Source organism: Pseudoalteromonas tetraodonis (genome assembly GCF_002310835.1).
In the GTDB taxonomy this organism is placed as follows: Bacteria; Pseudomonadota; Gammaproteobacteria; order Enterobacterales; family Alteromonadaceae; genus Pseudoalteromonas; species Pseudoalteromonas tetraodonis.
In genome coordinates, this window is record NZ_CP011041.1 from 1,835,016 (window position 1) to 1,857,068 (window position 22,053).

Below are 22,053 nucleotides of genomic sequence, written 5' to 3' on the forward strand. Positions count from 1 at the left end.
AATAATGTTACCCCTAGATAGAATATTTTAAGTTAAAAGAAACGTAATCTCGGTCAGAGAAAGTGTTGGTGTCGCCACCACCCCAAAATGAGTTGTAACTTACATCTAAAGACCATGCATTTTGGTAATTAAAGCTCATAGTAGCACCTAGTGACTTACGATCTTCAATGAACAAGAACATTGGATCAGGCGTATTACCATTAACATCATGCGAGAACACAAAACGGGGTGAGAAGTTAATACCATTGTAAATATTAAAGTAATCACCTTTGGCAATTAAGCGATAACCCCAAGACGACGCCGTAGCAAACGATTTTTGCTCAGGACCATTTGATAAAGCCATATGCAATGCAGAATAGTCTGAACTACCTGGGCCTTGCATAATACCGCTTCGACCAGTACCAGAAACATTTAAACGCATTTCATCGTATTCAGGCATATTGTTGATGCGAACACCACCAATTTCACCGACAACTGCCCAGCTATCAGCACCTAATGAAGGGCCGAATAAATGCGTTGCCGTAAACTGTAGCTGTGAAGTATTACGTTCAATGTAACCTTTAGCCAGCTCGCCTGGACCTACAACACTTGCAGCATCACCTTTACTCATTTGCGAAATACCCGCAAATTCAGGGCGTAAGCCGGCAATCGCTAATTGCTCAGGCATAGCTGCATAAAGTAATTCTACGTCATCGATTTGCAGTGGTTCGTCTTCACGGAAAGTGAATTCACCTGCAAACGCGGTTTCACCCAGCGAGGTATTAAAACTCAAACCATATAGTTTAATATCTTCAGGGTATTCGTTTGTCGCTTTAGCAAATGCTTTTAAGTCAGAGACGTTATCAGAGGTAATTTCAGTGGTGGCAATCATGGCTAAATCTTGTTGCAATGATGCTTGCGTGAAATTAGATACGCGGCCCGAAATAAGTGGACGGCGGCTGTGATAATTTACATGGTAAAGTGCCACTTCTGTATCGTTCCACTCTGGCAAAAACATACCTAAGCGCAGACCATATTGACCGCCATCATCAGGCTCTGTTTTTCCATCATAGCCTTTACCTTTAAGGGCAACCTTAGTCGGGTACGCTAAGTACATATTGGCCAGTAATTGTTGTCCAGCTGCACTTGATGGATCAATACCTTGGCTCGAAGCCACTTGGCCATAAGTTGCCATCAGGTTATTCAAGTTATCTGTTAAAAACGCTAAGTCAATATCAGGGTTTGAGGTGAAACCAAGCTGTACATTTTGTTGATAACCGTTTTCAGCCGCAAAATCATTGGTAGAAAAATAAGTCCCTGCTGCAGGTAAACGTGTTTCATGCCATTGATACTGATAAAAGCCCTCTAAGGTCATGTTTTCTGTAAGCCCTAATGAGGCCCACAACATACCAACCGGAATAAACGCTTCTTTTAGTTCAGCACCTGGTGCTTTTAATCGGTCAATATCAACCGGATTTACGTTAATACCATGAGAGATTAATGTACTTTCCCCCCAGTTAACCACTTGTTGACCAACTCGAATAGAAAGCGGGTTTTTGCCTTCATTTAAATCAAAGTTTGCCCACACATACGCATCAAGTAAACGAATGTCAGCACAGCTTTGCTCTTTAGTATCATCATCATCACACGGATCTACACCCTGACCAGATGTTGGATTAACGTAGGCACGATCGCCGTCCATTAATTCAAAATCATAAAAATACATAAAACGAGTAAATAAGCCGTAGTTATCTTTACTTATTGATAGGTCATGCGTGCCTTTTAATAGCTTTGAAAAAGTTTCGCCGCTATCAAAGTTTAAATCGCCTGCATCACCATTATTTGAGTAAGAGCCCGGTTGAGCCCAGACATCTTGAGATGAATAAATTGTATTGATTGCTGGGTTATAACCTGTCCAATCAAATGATGGGTTATTACTTTTACCAATGAGGTTAAAGTCACGGTCTTCTACGCGAATACTTTGCCCATAAGAAAAAGTAGAGTCGAAAGCGATATCAAAACCGCCTACCTCAAATGTTGCAGCCTGTGTCTGTGCTGCTGATAAACCGATAGCCGCAGCTGTTAAGCCGAGTACTATTTTATTTTTAACAAAAAGCGATCTTCTTATCATTTTGGTTCCCCCCTGTCGCGGGTATTTTTTGTGTGATCAAGTTATTGTTTTTAGTGTAATCGTAACGATAGAAGCGAATTAAACAAATTACAAATGGTCGCCTTCAATCAGTTATAAGTTTTTTATTTGTTTAACGTTTACGTATTGGTAAGACGTCATACCAGATAATTTATACACGTAAATTAACAATAGAACAAATCGAAATTAACAAAAAGGCAATATTTGTGTATATCTATATCACAAAAAACAACAGCTAGGCTACTCGTTCGAGACGGATGAACTTGTTTTCATTACTTAAAATAAGTCTAAACCGACCACGAATACCTAAACTAGACATGAAGGGCCGAAGATAATGCGCAGCAAAACGAATTGTTTTGCCGCTATCAGCTGTTACTTGAATTGAGCTATACCGGCCATGGTAATAATCCATGCACTCGTTATAGCTCAAATTTATATAAAAATAATGTTCTATCATGATTTATTGTAAAGCTTTTTCAACCTTTTCAAATAAATCATCGCTTAAACCTTCTAAATTCGAAAGGCGCTCTAATTGCGCTTTCATTGCACTGGCACGGGTTTCATCATAGCGGCGCCATGACATAAACGGCGTTAACATACGTGATGCATTTTGCGGGTTAATCGCATTAAGCTTAATTAATAAATCGCCAAGTAATGTATAACCTTGACCATCTAAGCGATGAAATTGTGCGGTATTAAAGTGCGAAAAACTCCCCACTAATGCACGAACTCGATTCGGATTTGAAAAATCAAAACATGGATGTGTATACAAGGCCTTAATTTTCTCAATGGCATCATCAGCGCTATTCATTGCTTGTAAAGCAAACCATTTATCCATTACTAGCACATCATGGCGCCATTGGCTGTCAAAATGCGCAAGTAATTGATTTGATAATGGGTGCGCAGCTTTAACTACACTGCTCAAAGCGCCAAGCACATTAGTCATATTTGTTGATGCTGCTGCCTGCTCAATTAAGCTTGCCGCCTTAGCACTGTCTGTTTTTGCTAAATAGTGCAAGCAAAGTTGTTTTAAAGCGCGAATAGCCACCGCTTTGGCACTCACACTACCATCATCGGTGATTGCCTGATAACAACTTAAAAACTCAGTATGTAGTTGTTTGGCAATTTGTTGTTCGAATAGCTCAATATTGGCAATAATGTCATCAACCGGAATAACGTCAAACTCCGCAGCTAAAGTATCAAAACTAGGCAGTTTTAAGAGTTCAGCAATCAGCGCTAAATCACCCTCTCGTTGCGATATTAGCACCATAAGTGCATCAATAACGGCATCGCTTAGTGGTGCATTACTAGCTGAAATAACGTTTGCCTTGAGTGCATTAATAAACAATTGTTGTTGTGCATCCCAGCGTGAAAAGTCACTGCGTGCAAAACGCATAATATGTAATAAATCAGCTTCAGTGATCTGTTGATTCAAAATACACGGTGCTGAAAAATCTTCTAGCAATACGGCGGTTGGACTGTGTTCAATATTATCAAAATGAAATGTTTGTTTAGCTTGAGTAACATTTAATACGCTATCAACCTTTTTACCTTGGTATTGCAATGCAATACTTTGGCCTTGCTGATCTAAAAGTTCAATCGCAAAAGGAATATGTAACATCGCATTATCAGGCTGATTCAGGGGCGCAAGTTGCTCTATAGTGAGCGTGAAGATTTGTGCACTTTCATCATACGCTTTGGTAACGTTTAAACGTGGTGTCCCACACTGATTATACCAACGCTTAAATTGTGATAAATCAATTGATGATGCATCACTCATTGCCGCAACAAAATCATCGCAGGTAACCGCTTGGCCATCATGACGCTGAAAATACAGTGTCATGCCTTTTTGAAAATTTTCCTCACCCAACAATGTATGCATCATACGAATAACTTCAGCCCCTTTGTCATACACTGTAACGGTGTAAAAGTTATTCATTTCGATGACTTTTTCTGGGCGTATTGGGTGTGCCATTGGGCCGGCATCTTCGCTAAATTGATGAGTGCGCATCACTTTTACCGCGTCAATTCTATTTAGCGCACGAGAGCCTAAATCACTGCTAAACTCTTGATCTCTAAATACCGTTAAACCTTCTTTTAAAGACAGCTGAAACCAATCACGACAAGTTACACGATTTCCGGTCCAGTTATGAAAGTACTCGTGGCCAACAATAGACTCAATGGTGTGGTAATCTTTATCGGTTGCCGTTTCTTGATTTGCCAGCACACATTTGCTGTTGAAAATGTTTAACCCTTTATTTTCCATTGCTCCCATATTGAAAAAATCAACGGCAACAATCATATAAATATCAAGGTCATACTCTAAATTAAAACGTGACTCATCCCAAGCCATCGCTTTTTTAAGCGACGTCATAGCATGCTCTGTTTTAGGTAAGTTTCCTTTATCGACAAATAACGCTAGGGTGACATCCTTACCACTGCGGGTAGTGTATTTATCGTGTAAAACATCAAAGTCCCCTGCCACTAGAGCAAACAAATAACTCGGCTTTTTGAACGGATCTTGCCATTTTACAAAATGGCGTCCATCTTGCGTTTCACCACTGTCCACTTGGTTACCATTAGAGAGCAAATGCGGAAATGCCGTATCGGCAATAATAGTGACATCAAAAGTTGAAAGTACATCAGGGCGATCCATGTAGTAGGTTATTTTTCTAAACCCTTGCGCTTCACATTGAGTACAATAAGCGCCTCTCGATAAGTACAACCCCTCAAGTGATGTGTTTGTTTGCGGTGAAGTTTGCGTCACTATGCTTAACTGACATTCATCAGGCAGATTATTAATGATTAATTGCTGATTTATAATTTTATAATCTGTGAGCTCTGCACCGTCAATCGATAAAGAGAGCAGGGTTAAGTCAATGCCATCTAATACCAGGGGGGCATTTGAATCACCCACGCGTTTAAGCGTTAATAAAGCATTTACTTGAGTCGTTAATGGCTGTAAGTCGAAAGTCAGCTCAGTATGCTCGATTGAAAAATCAGGGGCTTTATAGTCTTTTAAATATTCTGCTTGAGGTTTTTGTAGTTCAGTCATGATCACTCCAAAAAAATAGCCCCTTTTAGTGATAAAAGGAGCTACTTAAATTAAGCCGTTTGCTTAGGCTTGATACGCAGTATCTTAATACCTAAGTAAGCATAAATAACGGCTAAGAAAGGATTTATAAGGTTGAAAAATGCATAAAGTGCATAATCAAACGGATTGATTAATAGGACACTTTGCATATACGCACCACAGGTATTCCATGGTATGAGCGGGCTGGTAATTGTGCCACCATCTTCTAGTGTGCGTGACAAATTAACCGGCTTTAACCCGCGCTTTTTATATTCTTCTTTAAACATACGCCCGGGTACAACAATAGCAATATACTGATCGGCTGCGATAATATTGGTACCAATACAGGTAGCAATAGTTGAAGCAATTAATGAACCGGTACTTTTTGCGATTTTAAGAATACTTTTAACAAATATATCAAGTAGACCCGTTTTTTCCATAATCGCACCAAACATAAGTGCCGTCATGATCAACCATGTGGTTGTTAGCATGCCTGACATGCCACCGCCACTGAGCAAAGAGTCCATTTTTTCATCACCGGTACTAATAGTAAAACCGTCAAAAAAGGTGGTCCAAACCAGTTTAAAGTAACCAACAAACTCGCCTTGAGTCATATCTATTTGGTTAGCAATTAAATCAGATTGAAATAACAATGCCCATACAGCCCCTATTACAGCGCCAATAGAAATAGCCGGAAACGCTGGCATTTTTCTTATTGCTAAGACTAGTAACACAATTAAAGGCATCAACATTTCTAAACCAATATTAAAGTTTTGTTGAAGAATTGATGTTATTTCATCAATTTGACCCGACTCGCCTGCCGCGGTGGCATTGAAGCCCATAAATACAAAAATGATTAATGCAATCACAAAGCTTGGAACAGTTGTCCATAACATATGGTGAATGTGTTCAAATAAATCAGCGCCAGCAACAGCCGGTGCTAAATTGGTTGTTTCTGACAATGGGCTAAGCTTGTCGCCAAAGTAAGCGCCTGATATAACTGCACCGGCGGTAACTGTCGGCTCTAGGCCAAGTCCAGAAGCAACGCCAAGTAATGCGACACCTATGGTCGCTGCCGTGGTCCACGAACTACCAATACTCATTGCTACAATGCCACAAATTAAACAACTCGCGGCGTAAAACCAGCTAGGGTTGATAATTTGTAAGCCGTAATAAATTAAGGTCGGAACCGTTCCTGATAATAACCATGTTCCGATAAGTGCCCCCACCATGAGTAAAATTAAAATAGCGCTAAGAGATAAGGTAATTCCCTCAATCATTGCATCTTCTAATTTTTTCCATGTGTAGCCATTTTTTAAACCAATCAGTGCTGCAGCAAAAGTTGCAAACAGTAATGCAATTTGATTCGGGCCTGATGATGAATCATCGCCAAATAAGTACACGGCGGCACCTAACAAACAAATTAATACAGCAATTGGAATGAGTGCATCAAAAAGTGTGGCACTTTTAAGTGGTTTTTCTTCAATGGGCTTCAAAATATAGACTCCTACACACATTCGATGCATGTTGATTATTTTTATTAGCACGTACGCGCATTTATTGAGCAGTGTTGATCTAGCTCAACTTTTGGTAATCCGCGATTATAACAATTTAGCAAATTATCGATAGTAAAAAAGGCGCCTAAGCGCCTTTTTTTTAACGGGCAAAGCCTTAATTAGCGCTTAGCCATACGACCGTATCTAATATAATCTTGCGTTATTAGTGCCGCTTCTTCAAGGAATGGGTCGAGCTTTTCAATCACCTCTGGTACATCGTCAAGGTTTTCTACTGGCTCTTTACCTAAACGTTTTAAACGCTCGTTAGTACGAGCTAATGCACGTGCCTCATTTTCTTCTTTTTCTTTAATACGTTTTTTCTCAACTAAAGAAATCGTTTTACGATCTTTTTCTTCGTTGTAACGGGTAATATCTTCAAATACATAATTAAATTCAGGCTCTGTTTTAATTCGCTCATCATGTTGTTTTTCAAGATGACTGATGACCGGATCTAAACGCCCTATTTGTTTATACTGTGCTTTTACTATGCTATCCCATGGCAATGCATTGTCTTGTTTGCTTTCGCCCCACTCAGCTGGGTCAATGGCAGATGGGAACGTAATATCTGGGATCACACCTTTATGCTGCGTACTGCCGCCGTTGATACGGTAAAACTTAGCAATGGTGTATTGCACACTGCCTAGCGGGTTATCGTATAAATCATAAGCGCGTGCGAGGCCTTTATGCTGCTGCACAGTGCCTTTACCAAAGGTTTGTTCACCTATGATAACTGCGCGGCCATAGTCTTGCATTGCCGCTGCAAATATTTCAGATGCAGACGCGCTGTATCTATCAACAAGTACCGTCAGTGGGCCATCGTAATAGGTAATGCCATCACGGTCTTTTTGCTCTTCAATGCGATTATTTAATGTATGAATTTGTACCACTGGGCCTTGATCAAAAAACAAGCCTGACAATTGCGTCGCTTCATATAGCGAACCACCGCCATTTTGACGTAGGTCTATAATAATACCGTCAACTTTTTGCTCTTTTAATTTAGCAAGTTCTACTTTTACATCTTTAGAAAGGTTGTTGTAAAAACCAGGGATTTCAATTACTCCAATCTTACTGGTTAGATCCGAATAGCTGGCTTCAAATACTTCTGATTTTGCTGCTCGGTCTTCCAGACGAATTTTATCACGGGTAATCTCAACTACCTTTGGCGTACCGTGAGCATCAGCACCCTTTAAATATTGTAAACGTACTTTAGTGCCTTTAGGACCTTTTATAAGATCAACCACGTCATCTAAACGCCAACCAATAACATCAACAAACTCTTCGCCCTCTTGAGCCACACCAATAATGCGATCATCGGCTTTAATCTGCTCAGATTTGTCTGCAGGGCCTCCTGGAACTAGACTACGAATAACCGTGTAGTCTTCATCAGGCGTTAATACTGCGCCAATCCCCTCAAGCTCTAAGTCCATGTCCATTTTAAATTGTTCAGCACGACGAGGTGACAAGTATGAAGTGTGCGCTTCAATACTGCGTGCTAGCGAGTTCATTACAATTTGAAATGCGTCTTCAGATTTTGACTGAACAAGGCGTTTTTCTGCGTTTTTATAGCGCTTAGTCAACACCTCTTTAATGCCTGGCCAATCTTTGCCAGTCATTTTTAAACGCAGTGCATCATATTTTACCCGTTCGCGCCAAATTTCATCAAGCTCAGCTTGGGTAGTTGCCCACGGTGCATCTTCGCGGTCATAAAAATATTCATCTTCTTCGTCAAACGTCATTTCGTTTTCAAGTAGCGACAGTGAAAATTCATAACGTTCAAAACGGCGTTTAAGGCTTAAGTTGAAAATATCAAACGTAAACCCTAACTGGCCGCTAAGAAGCGCGTTATCAAAACGGTTACGATATTGCTCAAATGAGTCTACATCGCTTTTTAAAAACACGCTTTTATTAAAATCAAGGGATTCGATGTAACGATCAAATACTTTACTCGAAAGCTCATCGTTAAATCGAACGGGTGTGTAATGTGAACGAGTAAATAGATTAGCCACTCGTTTGCTGGCTGTACCGTGCTGACTTTCTTGTTTTAACAAGGGTAAGTCTTCTAATGTTACCGGCTCTACTGCAGCAAATAACGAACCTGAAAACAGCGCAGCAACTAACGGAATGAGCGTAAACTTTTTACTCATACACAACTCCTTAATTTTTTTCGCAACTTAAATAATGTATAAGCTGTCGGCTTTGGTTTTTACTTGCATACCTGTCACTAGTTCAACGTGAACATCGTCTTTGTTTACTTCAGTGATTACTGCATTAACAAGTGCTTGGCCAAGTTTAACTTTAACCTTGTTATTAACCTTGACCTCGCCTGCAGGTAAAGGTTCAACTTTTCCTGAACGCTTAGGCGCAGCGGCTTTGGCAGGTTTTGCTGCAGCTGATGGATTTTTAGCTGAATGCGCTGGCTTCTTCTTAAAAGATTTTGCATCTGAATCTTGACGAGGGCGTTGCTGCTTTTTGCGTTTTGCCATTTTAGCACGGCTTTCTTCCAACGCTTTTTGTGCGTGGTCGATATGCTCTTGCTCAACTTTCTCGCCTTGATTTCCGTCAAGATCAATACGGAACTCAGATTTAGTAACCGCTTCAAGATAGCGCCAGTTAGATGTGTATTTTCTAAGTGCTTGGCGTACTTGTGTTTTACTAACTTTTTCAGAGCCTTCAATACGCTCAGCGATATCTTTAAAGATACCTACTTTAAGCGGCTGAATGCCTTCTTTTTGTTTAAAACATTGTGGAAATTCTTGGTATAAGAACTCCAATACTTCATTAATATCTTTTAGCTTGTTTGTGGTTTCCATTTTAGAACCTATTTAATCACATCTTTTCATCAAGGGCAGAATCAACATAGTGGATGCTCCAATCAACTAACTCTTCAAAGTCAGTTTCAATCACAGCCATATCACCACGTAAATGTTCCCAAATACCATTTATAATTTCATCAATTGAATCACAGTCTAAATCATCAGGTAGACGATCCCAGGCCATGTGAATCAAATCATTGAGCGTTTCCGCTACATGTTCTTCTTCACCTTCCCAATCACCTACATCTTGAACGGCGAATAGGTAATCTTGAACATTTAGCAAATCTTTCATTACAGGCTAGCCTCTAAGCATTTTACAAGTGCTTCAAGCCCTGCTTGGTCATCAGTATCAAATCGGCCAATACTTGGGCTATCTATATCAAGTACCGCAAATACACGGCCGTTTTTCATGATAGGTACAACTATCTCAGAATTTGACGCCGCATCACAGGCTATATGACCGTCAAACGCATGCACATCTGAAATTAACTGGGTTTGCTCGGTTGCCGCAGCAGTGCCACATACCCCTTTCCCTACCGGAATACGAATACAAGCTGGATTGCCTTGAAATGGACCAAGTACCAATTCTGTCGGTGAATCCATAAAATAAAAGCCCGCCCAATTCACATCTTCTAAAGAAGTAAATAACAGCGCGCTAATATTTGCCATATTGGCAATTATGTTTGATTCACCGCCTATCAGCGATTCAGTTTGCTTAACTAATGACTGGTAAAAATCGTGCTTTTGCATACCAAACTACTTCTTATTAAACATACAGTAGCTAAAGGTACTCTTTGTCACTAAAAATTGAAACCTTTTGCGGGTAAAAAAAAGGAAATTACATGGTTTTACGACACACTTGATTAAATATTCTGCAATTAGCTTTGTACCTATTTACGCAAGCCAAATAAAAACAGTCCTGCAGCAAATCCCGACATCACACTATTGATTAAAAATATCTCGCCAGTAGTCGCACTAAGCAGATAGCTAAAAATAGCGCCACCCAGTAAGCCAAGAGTTAATACCCCAGAATAATTCACCTTAGAATACTTAAACATAAGTAAGTAGCCTGGCACCACAAACGCAGCCATTGTTAACCCTACTATGTGGGCATTAGCAATGGCCGTCATCAATAGTCCTAAAAAGATAGACACCGCGTCACCACGCATAGTCAATGCGTAATATATTCCTAGCATACTGCCGATAATAACAGGAGATAATAATGAAAGTGCGACGCTTTTAGCAAGTTGATGTTTCATAGTAAGAACCTTAAATACACAAGCATAAATCTTATTTCTTAGCATGCCCTAAGAGCTGTAGCTTATAAATAGAGACTATGGTCGTATTTTTTAACTATAAATATACTTGGTTTTGAGGTTAGGTATAGCGAAAATTAGACACAAAAAAGCCCGCTAATAAGCGGGCTTTAATATAATGGTGGAGAGATAGGGATTTGAACCCTAGAGGGGCTATAAACCCCTGCCGGTTTTCAAGACCGGTGCATTCGACCACTCTGCCATCTCTCCGAAAGTGCATAAACTACAAGTAAGAGAGTACTCATAGTTATTTTAATAAGGTGGTGGAGAGATAGGGATTTGAACCCTAGAGGGGCTATAAACCCCTGCCGGTTTTCAAGACCGGTGCATTCGACCACTCTGCCATCTCTCCGCACGGCCTGAATAATAGGGAAACCCATGGGCTTTGTGAAGCTTTTTTTTCAATTATTTGTTCAAGTGATTAAAAAACAACTAATTTGTTTAAACATAAAGCAAAAAGGGCGATTCCTATACGCCGAGTGAACTTTTATTTAAATTTAGTTGTCTATTGATCTACAAAGGTTTGCCCAAACATATAAGAGTTGGTAATCTAATTTTAGTTAAATTACAGGAACTACTTAGTTTCACTTACAGGAGCTCTACAATGGCATTTAATCAATCGTACAATACTGCAAAGCCGGTAATGTCGACCATTGAAACAAACAAAGTGCTTAAAAACACTTATTTTCTACTTGCAATGACACTTGCATTTAGTGCCGTCACCGCCGGCATTTCAATGGCACTGCAATTACCTTATTTCATGGGACTAGTGTTCACTCTGGTTTCGTTTGGCCTTCTTTTTGTTGTAAACAAAAAAGCCGACACAGCATCTGGTGTATTTTGGGTGTTTGCGTTTACAGGATTTATGGGAGCTGGTTTAGGCCCACTCCTTAATCACTATGCACAATTACCTAATGGCCCTATGCTAATTATGCAAGCGCTAGGTTCTACGGCGTTAATCTTCTTTGGTTTATCTGCTTATGCACTTAACACTAAAAAAGATTTCTCGTTTATGGGTGGTTTTTTAACTGTGGGCTTAATTGTGGTTATCGTGGCAAGTATTGTAAATATTTTCCTAGGTAGCTCTTTAATGTTTATGGTACTAAACGCAGCTGTGGTATTAATCATGTCTGGCCTAATTTTGTTCGATACGAGCAGAATCATCAATGGCGGCGAAACGAATTATATCCGCGCAACGGTTTCTTTATACCTGAGCGTTTATAACTTATTTACGTCTTTACTTGCGTTACTTGGCGCAAATAATGACTAATTAAATAGTTCTGTTAAAATAGCCCCTTTATTGGGGCTTTTTTATTGGAATAGTTTTGGCACGCTTTGTACTTTCTTTACATACTCCACCATCGGATCACGATACCACACAGCGAATTGTTAAATTTGCTCACGCCTGTTTAGCACAAGGGCATAGTGTTGATGCAATATTTTTATACCAAGATGGTATCTATCATGCTTCAACGCATTTTGAACTTGCCTCAGATGAGCTCAATTTATCCTCACTTTGGCAGCAGCTAGCCGACAAAAATATTAATTTAATGCTGTGCGTTACCGCAGCTGAAAAGCGTGGCTTAGATATGCAAAATACTGGTGTATTCGCTGTAGCAGGCCTCGCTGAATTTGCTATGTTAGCCAGTGAAGCAGATAAATGGATACAATTTAAATGATTAATGTACTCGTTATTAGTCAATCAAGTCCATTTGATGACATGCATATTCGCGATGCACTCGATATGACGCTTATTTTTGCCGCAGTTGATCAAAATATAAGTTGGTTGTTTAGCGGTCCTGCGGTGTTAGCTCTTAAAAAAAATCAAAGCCCGAATAGTTTAGGACTTAAAGATTTTTTTAAAAATATTAAAACCCTAGAAATATATGATGTTGACAATATCTACGTGTGTGAGAAGTCACTCATTGACTACGGTTTAAGTAAAAATGAGCTACTTATTGAAGTAAAAACCGTTAACTTTAATGCCCAAAAACAGTTAATTCAAAATCAGCAGCACGTGGTAACGCTATGAGCACTTTACATATATTTTCAAAACCGCTGAATTACTACAGTGCAAACAGTCTCGATAATCTGATTATGCTAACAGACTCGGTTTTATTAGTGGGTGATGCCTGTTTTGCTAAAGGGCAATACAGGCAATTTGCCGATTCGCTTTATATTTTAAAGGACGATGCAGCGGCGCGTGGTATCTCTTTAAATTTGAATGATAAAGCGATTAGCTATGATGAGTTCGTTACCCTAAGTTTATCATCTAAACAATCAATTACTTGGTGATTTATGCTGGAATTTAATAATCAAACAATAGACACAGATAAGCAAGGTTACCTGCTAGATCATACTGATTGGTCTAAAGAATTGGCCGATGTTATTGCACAACATGAAAGCATTATATTAACCGAACAGCATTGGGAAGTTGTTAACTTTGTGCGCGCATTTTATCTTGAATACAACACCAGCCCGGCAATTAGAATGTTAGTCAAAGCGATGGCTAAAGCGCTCGGTGAGGATAAAGGTAATAGCATGTACTTGTATAAGCTTTTTCCGAAGGGACCGGCCAAACAAGCGACTAAAATTGCGGGCTTACCTAAACCTGCACGGTGTATTTAATGAAACAAAAAGCTAAAAACACGCCACCTTCAACGGGCAAACGTAATACCGGTCGTACATATTCGCGCAGTGCTGTAAAAAAAAGCCCGATAAAAAGAGCAATTAAGCCGCAGATAGCCCAAAGCGATAAAAAAGTTATTTTATTTAACAAACCTTATGATGTCCTTTGCCAATTTACAGACGAGCAAAATAGACAAACACTGGCTAATTTTATTCCTATTAAAGATGTTTATGCTGCGGGTCGCTTAGACAGAGATAGTGAAGGCTTGTTATTATTGACCAATTGCGGGAAATTACAAAATACCTTAACCGCTCCTGGTAAAAAAACCAACAAAACGTACTGGGTACAAGTTGAGGGGGTGCCTACAGAAGCATCTATTGATGCGCTAAATAAAGGGGTCGAACTGAAAGATGGATTAACCTTACCTGCACAGGTGAAATTAATCGATGAGCCAGCGCTTTGGCCACGTACTCCCCCAGTGAGAGAACGCAAATCAATTCCTACATCTTGGTTGAGTATCACTATAAACGAGGGGAAAAACCGTCAAGTTCGACGAATGACCGCTCATATTGGCCATCCTACGCTACGGTTAATTCGCTATAGTATTGGTAAATACACACTCGATGGAATTGAAACAGGCCAATATAAAATCAGTGAACCACCTACAAACAGTTAATACATTACGTTAGCCTTTGCTTATCTGATATTGGAAGCAAAGGTTAAACATTTTGTGTTATTCATGCCTTCCTAAAGCAATGCAATTTCTGCCCTGCCTTTTTGCATAATACAGCGCATTATCAGTTGCTTTAAAGAAATCGACATGGTTCGTTTTTTCGCCATGCTTTACAGTATGAACCCCCATACTAACAGAGAGAAAACCAGTAAAACTATCATCATGAGCTATCGCTAAATCTTCAATAGATTTTTGTATTTGTTCTGCAATAAAGAGTGCACCTTGATTATCTGTTTGAGGGAGTAAAACAACAAACTCTTCTCCGCCATAGCGCGCTACAAAGTCTTCAGGACGGCTGACTGTTTCTGCTAGCTTTTGCGCTACGCTATGTAAACACTTATCCCCTGCAATATGACCATATCTATCATTAAATTTTTTGAAATTATCTATATCAATAATGATCATAGAAAGTTGAGTATTTACTTTTATCAGTTTTTTAAATTCAGCATGTAATTTTTCGTCAAAACGGCGTCTGTTGGCAATTTTAGTCAATGAGTCTAAAAAGGCCATATCGCTTAGTATCTCTTGGGTTTTCAACCGCTCAGTCGCATCGTTAAATACGGCAATAAATTCACTTTCTACACTAATACCTGACACTTGCATTATCACTTTCGAACCATCTTTACATACAATTTGATAGTCATTAGCAGGAATATCGTCATTATTTTTATTTGCCTGCGCTAAAGACTGACCCCACATCGTTTGAGCCGACTCTCTATAACTAGGCTCAGGATACGCGGCTTTCCACCACTGTTTTAAATTAGGGATATCATCAATTGTATAGCCAAATACATCTACAAAGCGTTGATTAAGCTTTAAAATATCGCCGGTTACCATACAAACATTACACACGGGCAAAGGCAAAATAGTAAATAATTTTGCATAATGGCTCAGCTCATGTTTTCGCATTGGATGTTCAGTTGCACTACTAACAAAACGCTGCTGTTCAACGTGTTTCATTTCAAGAGAAGCATTCATAGTGGCAACAAAATGCCATTCTAACCACCACTTTTCTAGCTGCTTTAAAATGACTTGTTGAAAGGGATTAATAAAGTCTAAAGAATGTTCAATGAGTCTAAATAGCGCTGAAATAGGGTTGGGTTCTTCAAAGCGGTAAGGACGAGGAACCCTAATGGTTTGATAAAACAGTTGGTAAGCTGATTCTTTAACGTTATGTGGTAATTGTTCTGCTACTAAGCAATCATCGCGTTGTAACTTTGTTGATAACTCAACAACGTAAGATTTTACCTTTTGTGCTTGAGAAGCATAATTCATATATTCATTCCATTGACTATATTATAAATACTTATTTGAGTGTTTATTCAATTTAAACTCATCTAAAGGTATTGCATAATCATTTGGTTGTAAAGGTTTGTTAATGAACAATAATAAATATATTCTTTGATATTCTATAAACAGTACTAACACCTTAAATAAACAACATTTACTCATCATTTATAACTTAAATGAGTGTTTATAATTTAATGGCCTGACATCTTGGACCTGTTGTTCTTTGCAAATTAAAATGTGTTCAAACAAAGGGGCTATAATAGCACCGCAAAATGTGTAATCTAATCGACTAAGTAAAAATCGACTAACAAGGAGTAAATCATCCCTAACCAACATAAAAAAAAGCAACAAAATCTATTCAATAGCCCTTCCTCTCTTTAAGCACTTACAAAATACATGCTATAATCGCGGCCTTTCCAAGTTAACAGTAATCTGTATAAGCGAAATTATTCATGAGCGAAAATAGTCACATTAAAGTCATCGTTGGTATGTCCGGCGGTGTTGATTCTTCTGTATCTGCATATTTATTAAAACAACAAGGCTACCAAGTAGAAGGCTTGTTTATGAAGAACTGGGAAGAAGATGACAATGATGAATATTGCGCTGCCGCTGAAGATTTAAAAGATGCCCAAGCTGTCTGTGACAAATTAGGTATTGAACTTCATACCGTTAACTTTGCAGCGGAATACTGGGACAACGTATTCGAATACTTTTTAGCTGAGTACAAAGCTGGTCGCACACCTAACCCAGACATCATGTGTAACAAAGAAATTAAATTTAAAGCCTTTTTAGAATTTGCGGCTCAAGCACTTGGTGCTGACTTTATAGCAACGGGCCACTACGTGCGTCGTGAGCTCAGAGATGATAAATATGTTATGTGCCGTGGCCTAGATGATAATAAAGACCAAAGCTACTTTTTGTACACATTGAGTCATGAACATATCGCGCAAACGCTGTTCCCTGTCGGAGATATTGCCAAGCCAGAAGTGCGCCGTATTGCTGAAGAGCAAGATTTAATTACCCACGATAAAAAAGACAGTACTGGTATTTGTTTTATTGGTGAGCGTAAATTTAAAGATTTCTTACAAAAATTCTTACCTGCCCAACCTGGTGTTATTGAAGACACAGATGGTAACAACGTTGGTGAACATGAAGGTTTAATGTACCACACCTTAGGTCAGCGCAAAGGCTTGTTAATTGGTGGTATGAAAGAAGGCTCAGGCGAACCTTGGTATGTTGTAGACAAAGATGTTGAACGCAATGTATTGATTGTGGGCCAAGGTAAAAATCACCCTCGCCTTTACAGTAATGGCCTAAATGCCAACCAATTACACTGGGTAGATCGTGTCGGTCCTCAAGGTACTACTCGTTGCACCGTAAAAACACGCTACCGTCAAGAAGACCTAAGCTGTACCTTGTTAGTTGGTGAAGATGGTATGGCACGCGTATTATTTGATGAGCCACAAAAAGCGGTAACCCCAGGACAATCTGCCGTATTTTACGCTAATGAAGTGTGTTTAGGTGGTGGTATTATTGACTCGGTGATCAAATAATGAATCAACATCAAGTCATGGCGCTTGCTGCCATGTGCCAAGTGGCTAAGCAAGTTCAGAAGGTTGCTCAATATGGTCGCGTTGATGAACAAGATTTATCGATTTTATTATCAAGTATTGTGCAAACCTCGCCAGCTTCCCCAGAAGATGTTTATCAAGGTGAGCATAACTTACGTGACGGCTATAAAACATTGATGGCACAACTGAGTGCCGGTGCTCAAAAAGATGTAGAAATAGTCAAATATGTAGGTGGTTTAATGCAGTTAGAGCGTGCCCTTAGTGCTAACAGTAAAAGCCTCAATGAATTAGGTAAACGTATTGATGATATTCATCGTCGTTTAGATCATTTTGCTATTACCGATGACAGTGTTGTTGCCGGTTTAGCAGATATATACTCGTCGGTGCTAAGCCCCCTTGGGCACCGAATTCAGGTTTATGGTAAACCCGAGTTATTAAAACAGCAGCTCACGCAAAATAAAATCCGCGCATTACTTTTAGCCGGAATTCGCAGTGCAGTATTATGGCGACAAATGGGCGGCAAACGTCGTCATTTCTTTTTTGCGAAAAGAAAAATTCTCGCCATAGCTAAAACAAAAATTTAATTATCGTTCAAACTAAAATTTAGGAGTTATTATGGAGCTTTCAGCGTTAACGGCTATCTCTCCGGTTGATGGTCGCTACGGCAGCAAAACCACTGAACTACGCAGTATTTTTAGCGAATTTGGATTAATCAAATACCGCGTAACCGTTGAAGTGCGTTGGTTGCAAGCGTTAGCTGCAGCAAGCGAGATTAAAGAAGTCCCCGCTTTTAGCGACGAAGCAAATGCGCTGTTGAATGCAATTGTAGATAACTTCTGTGAAGCTGATGCTCAGCGGGTTAAAGACATCGAACGCACGACAAACCATGATGTTAAAGCCGTAGAGTATTTACTAAAAGAAAAAGTAGCTGATAATGCTGAGCTACACGCAATTAACGAATTTATTCACTTTGCCTGTACTTCTGAAGATATTAATAACCTATCTCATGGTTTAATGTTAACTGAAGCGCGTAACCACGTCGTTTTACCTTATTGTGATGAGTTATTAAGCGCCATTAAAGAAAAAGCAATTGAGTACAAAGCCATTCCAATGATGACTCGTACACATGGACAGCCTGCAACGCCTTCGACTATGGGTAAAGAGTTTGCAAATGTTTACATGCGTTTAAAGCGTCAACGTGACCAAATTGCACAAGTAGAAATGCTAGGTAAAGTAAACGGTGCTGTGGGTAACTACAATGCACACCTAAGTGCGTACCCTGACTACGATTGGCATACCCACGCCGATAAGTTTGTAACTAGCCTAGGTTTAACACTCAACCCGTTTACCACGCAAATTGAACCGCATGATTACATAGCAGAGCTTTTTGATGCAATTGCACGCTTTAATACCATTTTGCTCGATTTTGACCGCGACATGTGGGGCTACATTGCACTTAATCACTTTAAGCAAAAAACCATTGCCGGTGAAATTGGCTCATCAACTATGCCACACAAAGTGAACCCGATTGATTTTGAAAACTCAGAAGGTAATTTAGGCTTAGCCAATGCTATCTTTGGTCATTTAGCACAAAAACTACCTGTGTCTCGCTGGCAACGTGATTTAACTGACTCAACCGTATTACGTAACTTAGGTGTAGGTATGGGTTATGCTGTAATTGCATACCAATCAACCCTTAAAGGTGTAAGCAAACTTGAAGTAAACGAGCAACGTTTGGCAGATGAGCTTGACCAAAACTGGGAGCTGCTCGCTGAACCAATTCAAACCGTTATGCGTAAATACGGTATTGAAAAACCATATGAAAAGCTAAAAGATTTAACCCGTGGTAAACGTGTAAATCAAGAAATTATGGCTGATTTCATCGATGGTTTAGACCTACCAGAAGCTGCAAAAATTGAAATGAAAAAACTAACGCCGGCTAACTACATTGGTCGCGCTGTTAAGTTTATTGATGATTTAGTTTAATCACTCAAATCTACTAATAAAAAGCGAAAGGTACCTGCCTTTCGCTTTTTTCATTTAGGTCTTAACGTTATAGGCATTCTATGTATCAATTAAAAATAAATGAATTATCAGAGCAAGCGTTTTTAAGTCAATATTGGCAAAAAAAACCACTGTTGATCAAAGCTGGTTTTAAAGATTTTCAAGATCCACTTGATGCGAATGAACTCGCAGGCCTTGCTATGGAAGACAGCATAGAATCGCGCATTATTACTAACCACAATCAACAATGGCAATCGCATCAGGGACCATTTGACGATTTTGAAATACTCACTGATCAGCACTCGACACTACTCGTGCAAGCAGTGGATCATTGGCACCCAGAAGCTGCTCAGTTACTTGAACCTTTTCGCTTTATACCTAATTGGCGAATAGATGATTTGATGATCAGCTACTCAACCCCAGGTGGCGGTGTTGGCCCACACTTAGACCAATACGATGTATTTATTATTCAAGGTGAAGGTAAGCGCCATTGGCGGGTAGGATTACCCGACCCAACACTAAAACAATTTGCTCAAAATAAAACATTACTGCAAGTTGAAGCTTTTAGTGCAGTAATTGATTGTATTTTGGAGCCCGGTGATATTTTATATATACCACCCGGTTGTCCTCATGAAGGCTATGCGGTTGAAAATGCACTCAACTATTCAGTCGGTTTTAGAGCACCTAATCAACAAGATTTACTTTCAAGTTTTGCTGATCATATTATCGACACAGAAAGCGGCCAAAAAAGGTATACCGACCATACCCTCGCCCTACGTGATTCCAAAGGTGAGCTAACCCAAAGCGAAGTCGATAAAGTAAAAACGTTAATGCAAGCATTGCTAGAAGACGAGAGTTTATTTAAACACTGGTTAGGTAATACCCTTAGCCAACCTAAGCATGATATGGACTTAGCCCCTGAAGAAGACCCATTTAGTGTCGAACAAATACAACAACTGCTTGAGAACCAAGTAACATTTGAGCGTTTAGGGGGCACACGTGCTATTTATCAATGTATGGATACAGAGTTACTTCTAAGTATCAATGGCGAAAACTACGCTTTACCCTTATCTGATTTAGAAGCGGTAAAACAGCTTACTGATTTTATTGAATTTGATAGCAGCGTGCTTAATGCAACCACACCTAGCCTAGATTTTATCGAAACTTTTACTACACTGGTTAATGAGGGTATTTGGTTTAGCTAGGAGGAGGTCATGGTTTATACCGTTGACAAAGTTGATTGGCAAAGTGAAAAAAGTCAACTGCAACATATAAGGGAGCGAGTGTTTGTATATGAGTTACATATTCCTAAACGTATTGAGTTTGATAACTTAGATGCACTCGCTCAACATATTCTGGTCACCGATAATATGCACTCACCTGTTGCCACAGGTCGATTATGTAATGATGGTTTAATTGGAAGAATCGCCGTATTGCCGCAGCATCGCAACCGCAATGTTTATAAGTCACTGCTTAATTTCATTGTTAAATTAGCAGCGGAGCAAGGTATTGAAGCAATCAGTATTAATTGTATTTTAAACGAAGTAGAACGATTCAAAAATAATGGGTTTACTGTGCAAGGCCACGTCTTTATGGAAGCAGGTATCCCAAGGCAACGTATGCAGTGCCCTATTGCATGCTTTGAAACACGACCATTTACTTTAGTGCATTAACGAAAAAACGAGCCACTTGGCTCGTTTTTTTCTTTATTCTTGTCGGTAATCTTTGAAAAAACGCTGCATTTTCATCATTGCACTCGATAAATCATCTTTATTAGGTAAGAACACCAATCTAAAATGATCAGGCTCTGGCCAGTTAAAGGCGCGCCCATGTACTAACAATATTTTTTCTGCTTTTAACAAATCAAACATCATTTGTTCATCGCTTTTAATATTGAATTTAGCGGTATCCACTTTAGGGAAAGCATAAAGCGCCCCTTTAGGCTTTTTACAACTAATTCCATCAATCGCATTTAAGCCGCGCCAAGCAATATCACGTTGCACATATAAACGCCCACCGGGGTCAATTAAGCTATCAATTGACTGAACGCCACCCAATGCTTGCTGAATTGCATATTGTGCGGGCACATTGGCACAAAGACGCATTGAGGCAAGAATATCTAAGCCTTTAATTAAATCTGTCATTAATGCGGTGCGACCACTTAACACCATCCAGCCCATTCTCAGCCCAGCAGCACGGTATGTTTTAGCTAAGCCATTAAAGGTGATGATAGGGAGATCATCGCATAATGAACCAATAGAAGTATGGGTAACGCCGTCGTATAGAACTTTCTCGTATATTTCATCGCTTAACAGCAAAAGCTTGTGCTCTCGAGCAATATTGATCAACTCTTCAAGTAAAGCGTCACTGTACACAGCCCCAGTTGGGTTGTTGGGATTAATCAGCACTAATGCTTTGGTTTTAGAGGTGATTTTACTCTTAATATCATCAATGTCAGGAAACCAATCTTGCTCTTCATCACACAAGTAGTGAACCGGATTACCACCTGCTAATTTTACCGAGGCTGTCCAAAGGGGATAATCTGGAGCAGGAATTAACACTTCATCATCATTATTCAACAGTGCTTGAGTAACCATTTGGATAAGCTCACTCACACCGTTGCCAATGTAAATATTATCAACGTCTAAATTGTGTAAGCCACGCTGTTGGTAGTGCTGATAAATAGCAACCCGCGCAGAATAAAGACCTTTAGAGTCACAGTATCCTTGAGCTGAATATAAATTACGAATGATATCGCGATGCATATCTTCTGGCATATCAAAGCCAAATGCGGCGGGGTTACCTATATTAAGCTTTAATACCTTTTGGCCCTCATCCTCCATTTTTTTAGCTTGCACTAAAACGGGACCTCGGATGTCATAACAGACGCCGTCTAATTTATGACTCTTTTTTATTTCTGACATTGTTACCTCTAAAGAG

Annotated in this window: 22 protein-coding genes and 2 tRNA genes; 11 read left to right on the forward strand and 13 right to left on the reverse strand. The window is 39.5% G+C overall.

Going from position 1 to position 22,053, the window contains the following annotated elements; translation table 11 throughout:
• Positions 1-13: 13 nt before the first annotated feature.
• The 11 genes from PTET_RS08445 to PTET_RS08495 form a co-directional block, all read right to left on the reverse strand.
• Positions 14-2,110 (reverse strand): DUF1302 domain-containing protein, encoded by a 2,097-nt coding sequence (locus PTET_RS08445; RefSeq protein WP_096038460.1) that lies wholly within the window; start codon positions 2,108-2,110, stop codon positions 14-16.
• Positions 2,111-2,363: 253 nt separating this feature from the next.
• Positions 2,364-2,585, reverse strand: coding sequence for a DUF2835 family protein (locus tag PTET_RS08450; protein WP_016900377.1), 222 nt, complete (start codon positions 2,583-2,585; stop codon positions 2,364-2,366).
• A gap of 3 nt (positions 2,586-2,588) precedes the next feature.
• Positions 2,589-5,183, reverse strand: a complete 2,595-nt coding sequence (pepN, locus tag PTET_RS08455; protein ID WP_096038461.1) for an aminopeptidase N — start codon at positions 5,181-5,183, stop codon at positions 2,589-2,591.
• Between the two features lie 50 nt (positions 5,184-5,233).
• Positions 5,234-6,718, reverse strand: a complete 1,485-nt coding sequence (nhaC, locus tag PTET_RS08460) for a Na+/H+ antiporter NhaC (RefSeq protein ID WP_096038462.1) — start codon at positions 6,716-6,718, stop codon at positions 5,234-5,236.
• Between the two features lie 158 nt (positions 6,719-6,876).
• Positions 6,877-8,901: a carboxy terminal-processing peptidase gene (gene prc, locus PTET_RS08465; RefSeq protein WP_016900379.1), complete on the reverse strand. Its 2,025-nt coding sequence runs from the start codon at positions 8,899-8,901 to the stop codon at positions 6,877-6,879.
• Between the two features lie 27 nt (positions 8,902-8,928).
• Positions 8,929-9,567 (reverse strand): RNA chaperone ProQ, encoded by a 639-nt coding sequence (proQ, locus tag PTET_RS08470; RefSeq protein ID WP_008112041.1) that lies wholly within the window; start codon positions 9,565-9,567, stop codon positions 8,929-8,931.
• A gap of 16 nt (positions 9,568-9,583) precedes the next feature.
• Positions 9,584-9,862 carry a hypothetical protein gene (locus PTET_RS08475; RefSeq protein ID WP_008112039.1) on the reverse strand — a complete coding sequence of 93 codons (279 nt, stop codon included), beginning with the start codon at positions 9,860-9,862 and terminating at the stop codon, positions 9,584-9,586.
• A complete protein-coding gene (locus PTET_RS08480; protein ID WP_008112037.1) occupies positions 9,862-10,320 on the reverse strand; it encodes a GAF domain-containing protein in 459 nt (152 codons plus the stop codon). Before PTET_RS08480 ends, PTET_RS08475 begins: the two co-directional genes overlap by 1 nt.
• Positions 10,321-10,460: 140 nt before the next feature.
• Positions 10,461-10,829: a hypothetical protein gene (locus PTET_RS08485; RefSeq protein ID WP_096038463.1), complete on the reverse strand. Its 369-nt coding sequence runs from the start codon at positions 10,827-10,829 to the stop codon at positions 10,461-10,463.
• Positions 10,830-11,005: 176 nt separating this feature from the next.
• Positions 11,006-11,096, reverse strand: a tRNA-Ser gene (locus PTET_RS08490).
• 51 nt (positions 11,097-11,147) lie between these two features.
• Positions 11,148-11,238 (reverse strand) — tRNA-Ser (locus PTET_RS08495).
• 252 nt (positions 11,239-11,490) lie between these two features.
• On the opposite strand from PTET_RS08495, the gene PTET_RS08500 reads away from it, so the two are divergent.
• The 6 genes from PTET_RS08500 to PTET_RS08525 are packed head-to-tail and all read left to right on the forward strand — an operon-like array spanning position 11,491 to position 14,191.
• Positions 11,491-12,156 (forward strand): Bax inhibitor-1/YccA family protein, encoded by a 666-nt coding sequence (locus PTET_RS08500; protein WP_096038464.1) that lies wholly within the window; start codon positions 11,491-11,493, stop codon positions 12,154-12,156.
• A gap of 55 nt (positions 12,157-12,211) precedes the next feature.
• Complete coding sequence (gene tusD, locus PTET_RS08505) at positions 12,212-12,565, forward strand: sulfurtransferase complex subunit TusD (RefSeq protein ID WP_036954613.1); 354 nt, start codon at positions 12,212-12,214, stop codon at positions 12,563-12,565.
• Positions 12,562-12,918, forward strand: a complete 357-nt coding sequence (tusC, locus tag PTET_RS08510) for a sulfurtransferase complex subunit TusC (RefSeq protein ID WP_008112028.1) — start codon at positions 12,562-12,564, stop codon at positions 12,916-12,918. The genes tusD and tusC overlap by 4 nt, the downstream gene beginning before the upstream one ends.
• Positions 12,915-13,181, forward strand: coding sequence for a DsrH/TusB family sulfur metabolism protein (locus tag PTET_RS08515; RefSeq protein ID WP_028835169.1), 267 nt, complete (start codon positions 12,915-12,917; stop codon positions 13,179-13,181). The genes tusC and PTET_RS08515 overlap by 4 nt, the downstream gene beginning before the upstream one ends.
• A 3-nt stretch (positions 13,182-13,184) precedes the next feature.
• Entirely contained in the window at positions 13,185-13,514 is a 330-nt protein-coding gene (locus tag PTET_RS08520) for a TusE/DsrC/DsvC family sulfur relay protein (RefSeq protein WP_008112024.1), read from the forward strand.
• Positions 13,514-14,191: a pseudouridine synthase gene (locus PTET_RS08525; RefSeq protein ID WP_096038465.1), complete on the forward strand. Its 678-nt coding sequence runs from the start codon at positions 13,514-13,516 to the stop codon at positions 14,189-14,191. Before PTET_RS08520 ends, PTET_RS08525 begins: the two co-directional genes overlap by 1 nt.
• 57 nt (positions 14,192-14,248) lie before the next feature.
• Here PTET_RS08525 and PTET_RS08530 read toward each other — a convergent pair whose 3' ends face one another.
• The gene (locus PTET_RS08530; protein WP_096038466.1) at positions 14,249-15,523 is read right to left on the reverse strand and encodes a sensor domain-containing diguanylate cyclase; all 1,275 of its coding nucleotides are present in this window, start codon (positions 15,521-15,523) and stop codon (positions 14,249-14,251) included.
• A gap of 467 nt (positions 15,524-15,990) precedes the next feature.
• On the opposite strand from PTET_RS08530, the gene mnmA reads away from it, so the two are divergent.
• The 5 genes from mnmA to PTET_RS08555 all read left to right on the forward strand — a co-directional run bounded on the left by mnmA (position 15,991) and on the right by PTET_RS08555 (position 20,786).
• A complete protein-coding gene (gene mnmA / locus PTET_RS08535; protein ID WP_008113585.1) occupies positions 15,991-17,091 on the forward strand; it encodes a tRNA 2-thiouridine(34) synthase MnmA in 1,101 nt (366 codons plus the stop codon).
• On the forward strand, positions 17,091-17,693 hold the full coding sequence (gene hflD, locus PTET_RS08540) for a high frequency lysogenization protein HflD (RefSeq protein ID WP_096038467.1): 603 nt from the start codon (positions 17,091-17,093) through the stop codon (positions 17,691-17,693). Before mnmA ends, hflD begins: the two co-directional genes overlap by 1 nt.
• Positions 17,694-17,724: 31 nt before the next feature.
• Positions 17,725-19,095, forward strand: coding sequence for an adenylosuccinate lyase (purB, locus tag PTET_RS08545; RefSeq protein WP_024603065.1), 1,371 nt, complete (start codon positions 17,725-17,727; stop codon positions 19,093-19,095).
• Positions 19,096-19,175: 80 nt separating this feature from the next.
• Positions 19,176-20,318: a ribosomal protein uL16 3-hydroxylase gene (locus PTET_RS08550; protein ID WP_028835166.1), complete on the forward strand. Its 1,143-nt coding sequence runs from the start codon at positions 19,176-19,178 to the stop codon at positions 20,316-20,318.
• Between the two features lie 9 nt (positions 20,319-20,327).
• Positions 20,328-20,786, forward strand: coding sequence for a GNAT family N-acetyltransferase (locus PTET_RS08555; RefSeq protein WP_013465047.1), 459 nt, complete (start codon positions 20,328-20,330; stop codon positions 20,784-20,786).
• 33 nt (positions 20,787-20,819) lie between these two features.
• Here the strand turns inward: PTET_RS08555 and PTET_RS08560 are convergent, their stop codons facing one another.
• The gene (locus tag PTET_RS08560; RefSeq protein ID WP_096038468.1) at positions 20,820-22,037 is read right to left on the reverse strand and encodes a pyridoxal phosphate-dependent aminotransferase; all 1,218 of its coding nucleotides are present in this window, start codon (positions 22,035-22,037) and stop codon (positions 20,820-20,822) included.
• Between the last annotated feature and the right edge of the window lie 16 nt (positions 22,038-22,053).

Bases quoted from the DNA above. Each gene is read 5' to 3' on its own strand.
- nhaC (WP_096038462.1), bottom strand. From the start codon at position 6,718: ATGTGTGTAGGAGTCTATATTTTGAAGCCCATTGAAGAAAAACCACTT.
- PTET_RS08530 (WP_096038466.1), bottom strand. From the start codon at position 15,523: ATGAATTATGCTTCTCAAGCACAAAAGGTAAAATCTTACGTTGTTGAG.
- PTET_RS08515 (WP_028835169.1), top strand. From the start codon at position 12,915: ATGAGCACTTTACATATATTTTCAAAACCGCTGAATTACTACAGTGCA.
- PTET_RS08485 (WP_096038463.1), bottom strand. From the start codon at position 10,829: ATGAAACATCAACTTGCTAAAAGCGTCGCACTTTCATTATTATCTCCT.
- PTET_RS08475 (WP_008112039.1), bottom strand. From the start codon at position 9,862: ATGAAAGATTTGCTAAATGTTCAAGATTACCTATTCGCCGTTCAAGAT.
- PTET_RS08560 (WP_096038468.1), bottom strand. From the start codon at position 22,037: ATGTCAGAAATAAAAAAGAGTCATAAATTAGACGGCGTCTGTTATGAC.
- PTET_RS08450 (WP_016900377.1), bottom strand. From the start codon at position 2,585: ATGATAGAACATTATTTTTATATAAATTTGAGCTATAACGAGTGCATG.
- proQ (WP_008112041.1), bottom strand. From the start codon at position 9,567: ATGGAAACCACAAACAAGCTAAAAGATATTAATGAAGTATTGGAGTTC.
- pepN (WP_096038461.1), bottom strand. From the start codon at position 5,183: ATGACTGAACTACAAAAACCTCAAGCAGAATATTTAAAAGACTATAAA.
- PTET_RS08500 (WP_096038464.1), top strand. From the start codon at position 11,491: ATGGCATTTAATCAATCGTACAATACTGCAAAGCCGGTAATGTCGACC.
- mnmA (WP_008113585.1), top strand. From the start codon at position 15,991: ATGAGCGAAAATAGTCACATTAAAGTCATCGTTGGTATGTCCGGCGGT.
- PTET_RS08555 (WP_013465047.1), top strand. From the start codon at position 20,328: ATGGTTTATACCGTTGACAAAGTTGATTGGCAAAGTGAAAAAAGTCAA.
- hflD (WP_096038467.1), top strand. From the start codon at position 17,091: ATGAATCAACATCAAGTCATGGCGCTTGCTGCCATGTGCCAAGTGGCT.
- PTET_RS08520 (WP_008112024.1), top strand. From the start codon at position 13,185: ATGCTGGAATTTAATAATCAAACAATAGACACAGATAAGCAAGGTTAC.
- prc (WP_016900379.1), bottom strand. From the start codon at position 8,901: ATGAGTAAAAAGTTTACGCTCATTCCGTTAGTTGCTGCGCTGTTTTCA.
- tusC (WP_008112028.1), top strand. From the start codon at position 12,562: ATGATTAATGTACTCGTTATTAGTCAATCAAGTCCATTTGATGACATG.
- PTET_RS08550 (WP_028835166.1), top strand. From the start codon at position 19,176: ATGTATCAATTAAAAATAAATGAATTATCAGAGCAAGCGTTTTTAAGT.
- purB (WP_024603065.1), top strand. From the start codon at position 17,725: ATGGAGCTTTCAGCGTTAACGGCTATCTCTCCGGTTGATGGTCGCTAC.
- PTET_RS08525 (WP_096038465.1), top strand. From the start codon at position 13,514: ATGAAACAAAAAGCTAAAAACACGCCACCTTCAACGGGCAAACGTAAT.
- PTET_RS08480 (WP_008112037.1), bottom strand. From the start codon at position 10,320: ATGCAAAAGCACGATTTTTACCAGTCATTAGTTAAGCAAACTGAATCG.
- PTET_RS08445 (WP_096038460.1), bottom strand. From the start codon at position 2,110: ATGATAAGAAGATCGCTTTTTGTTAAAAATAAAATAGTACTCGGCTTA.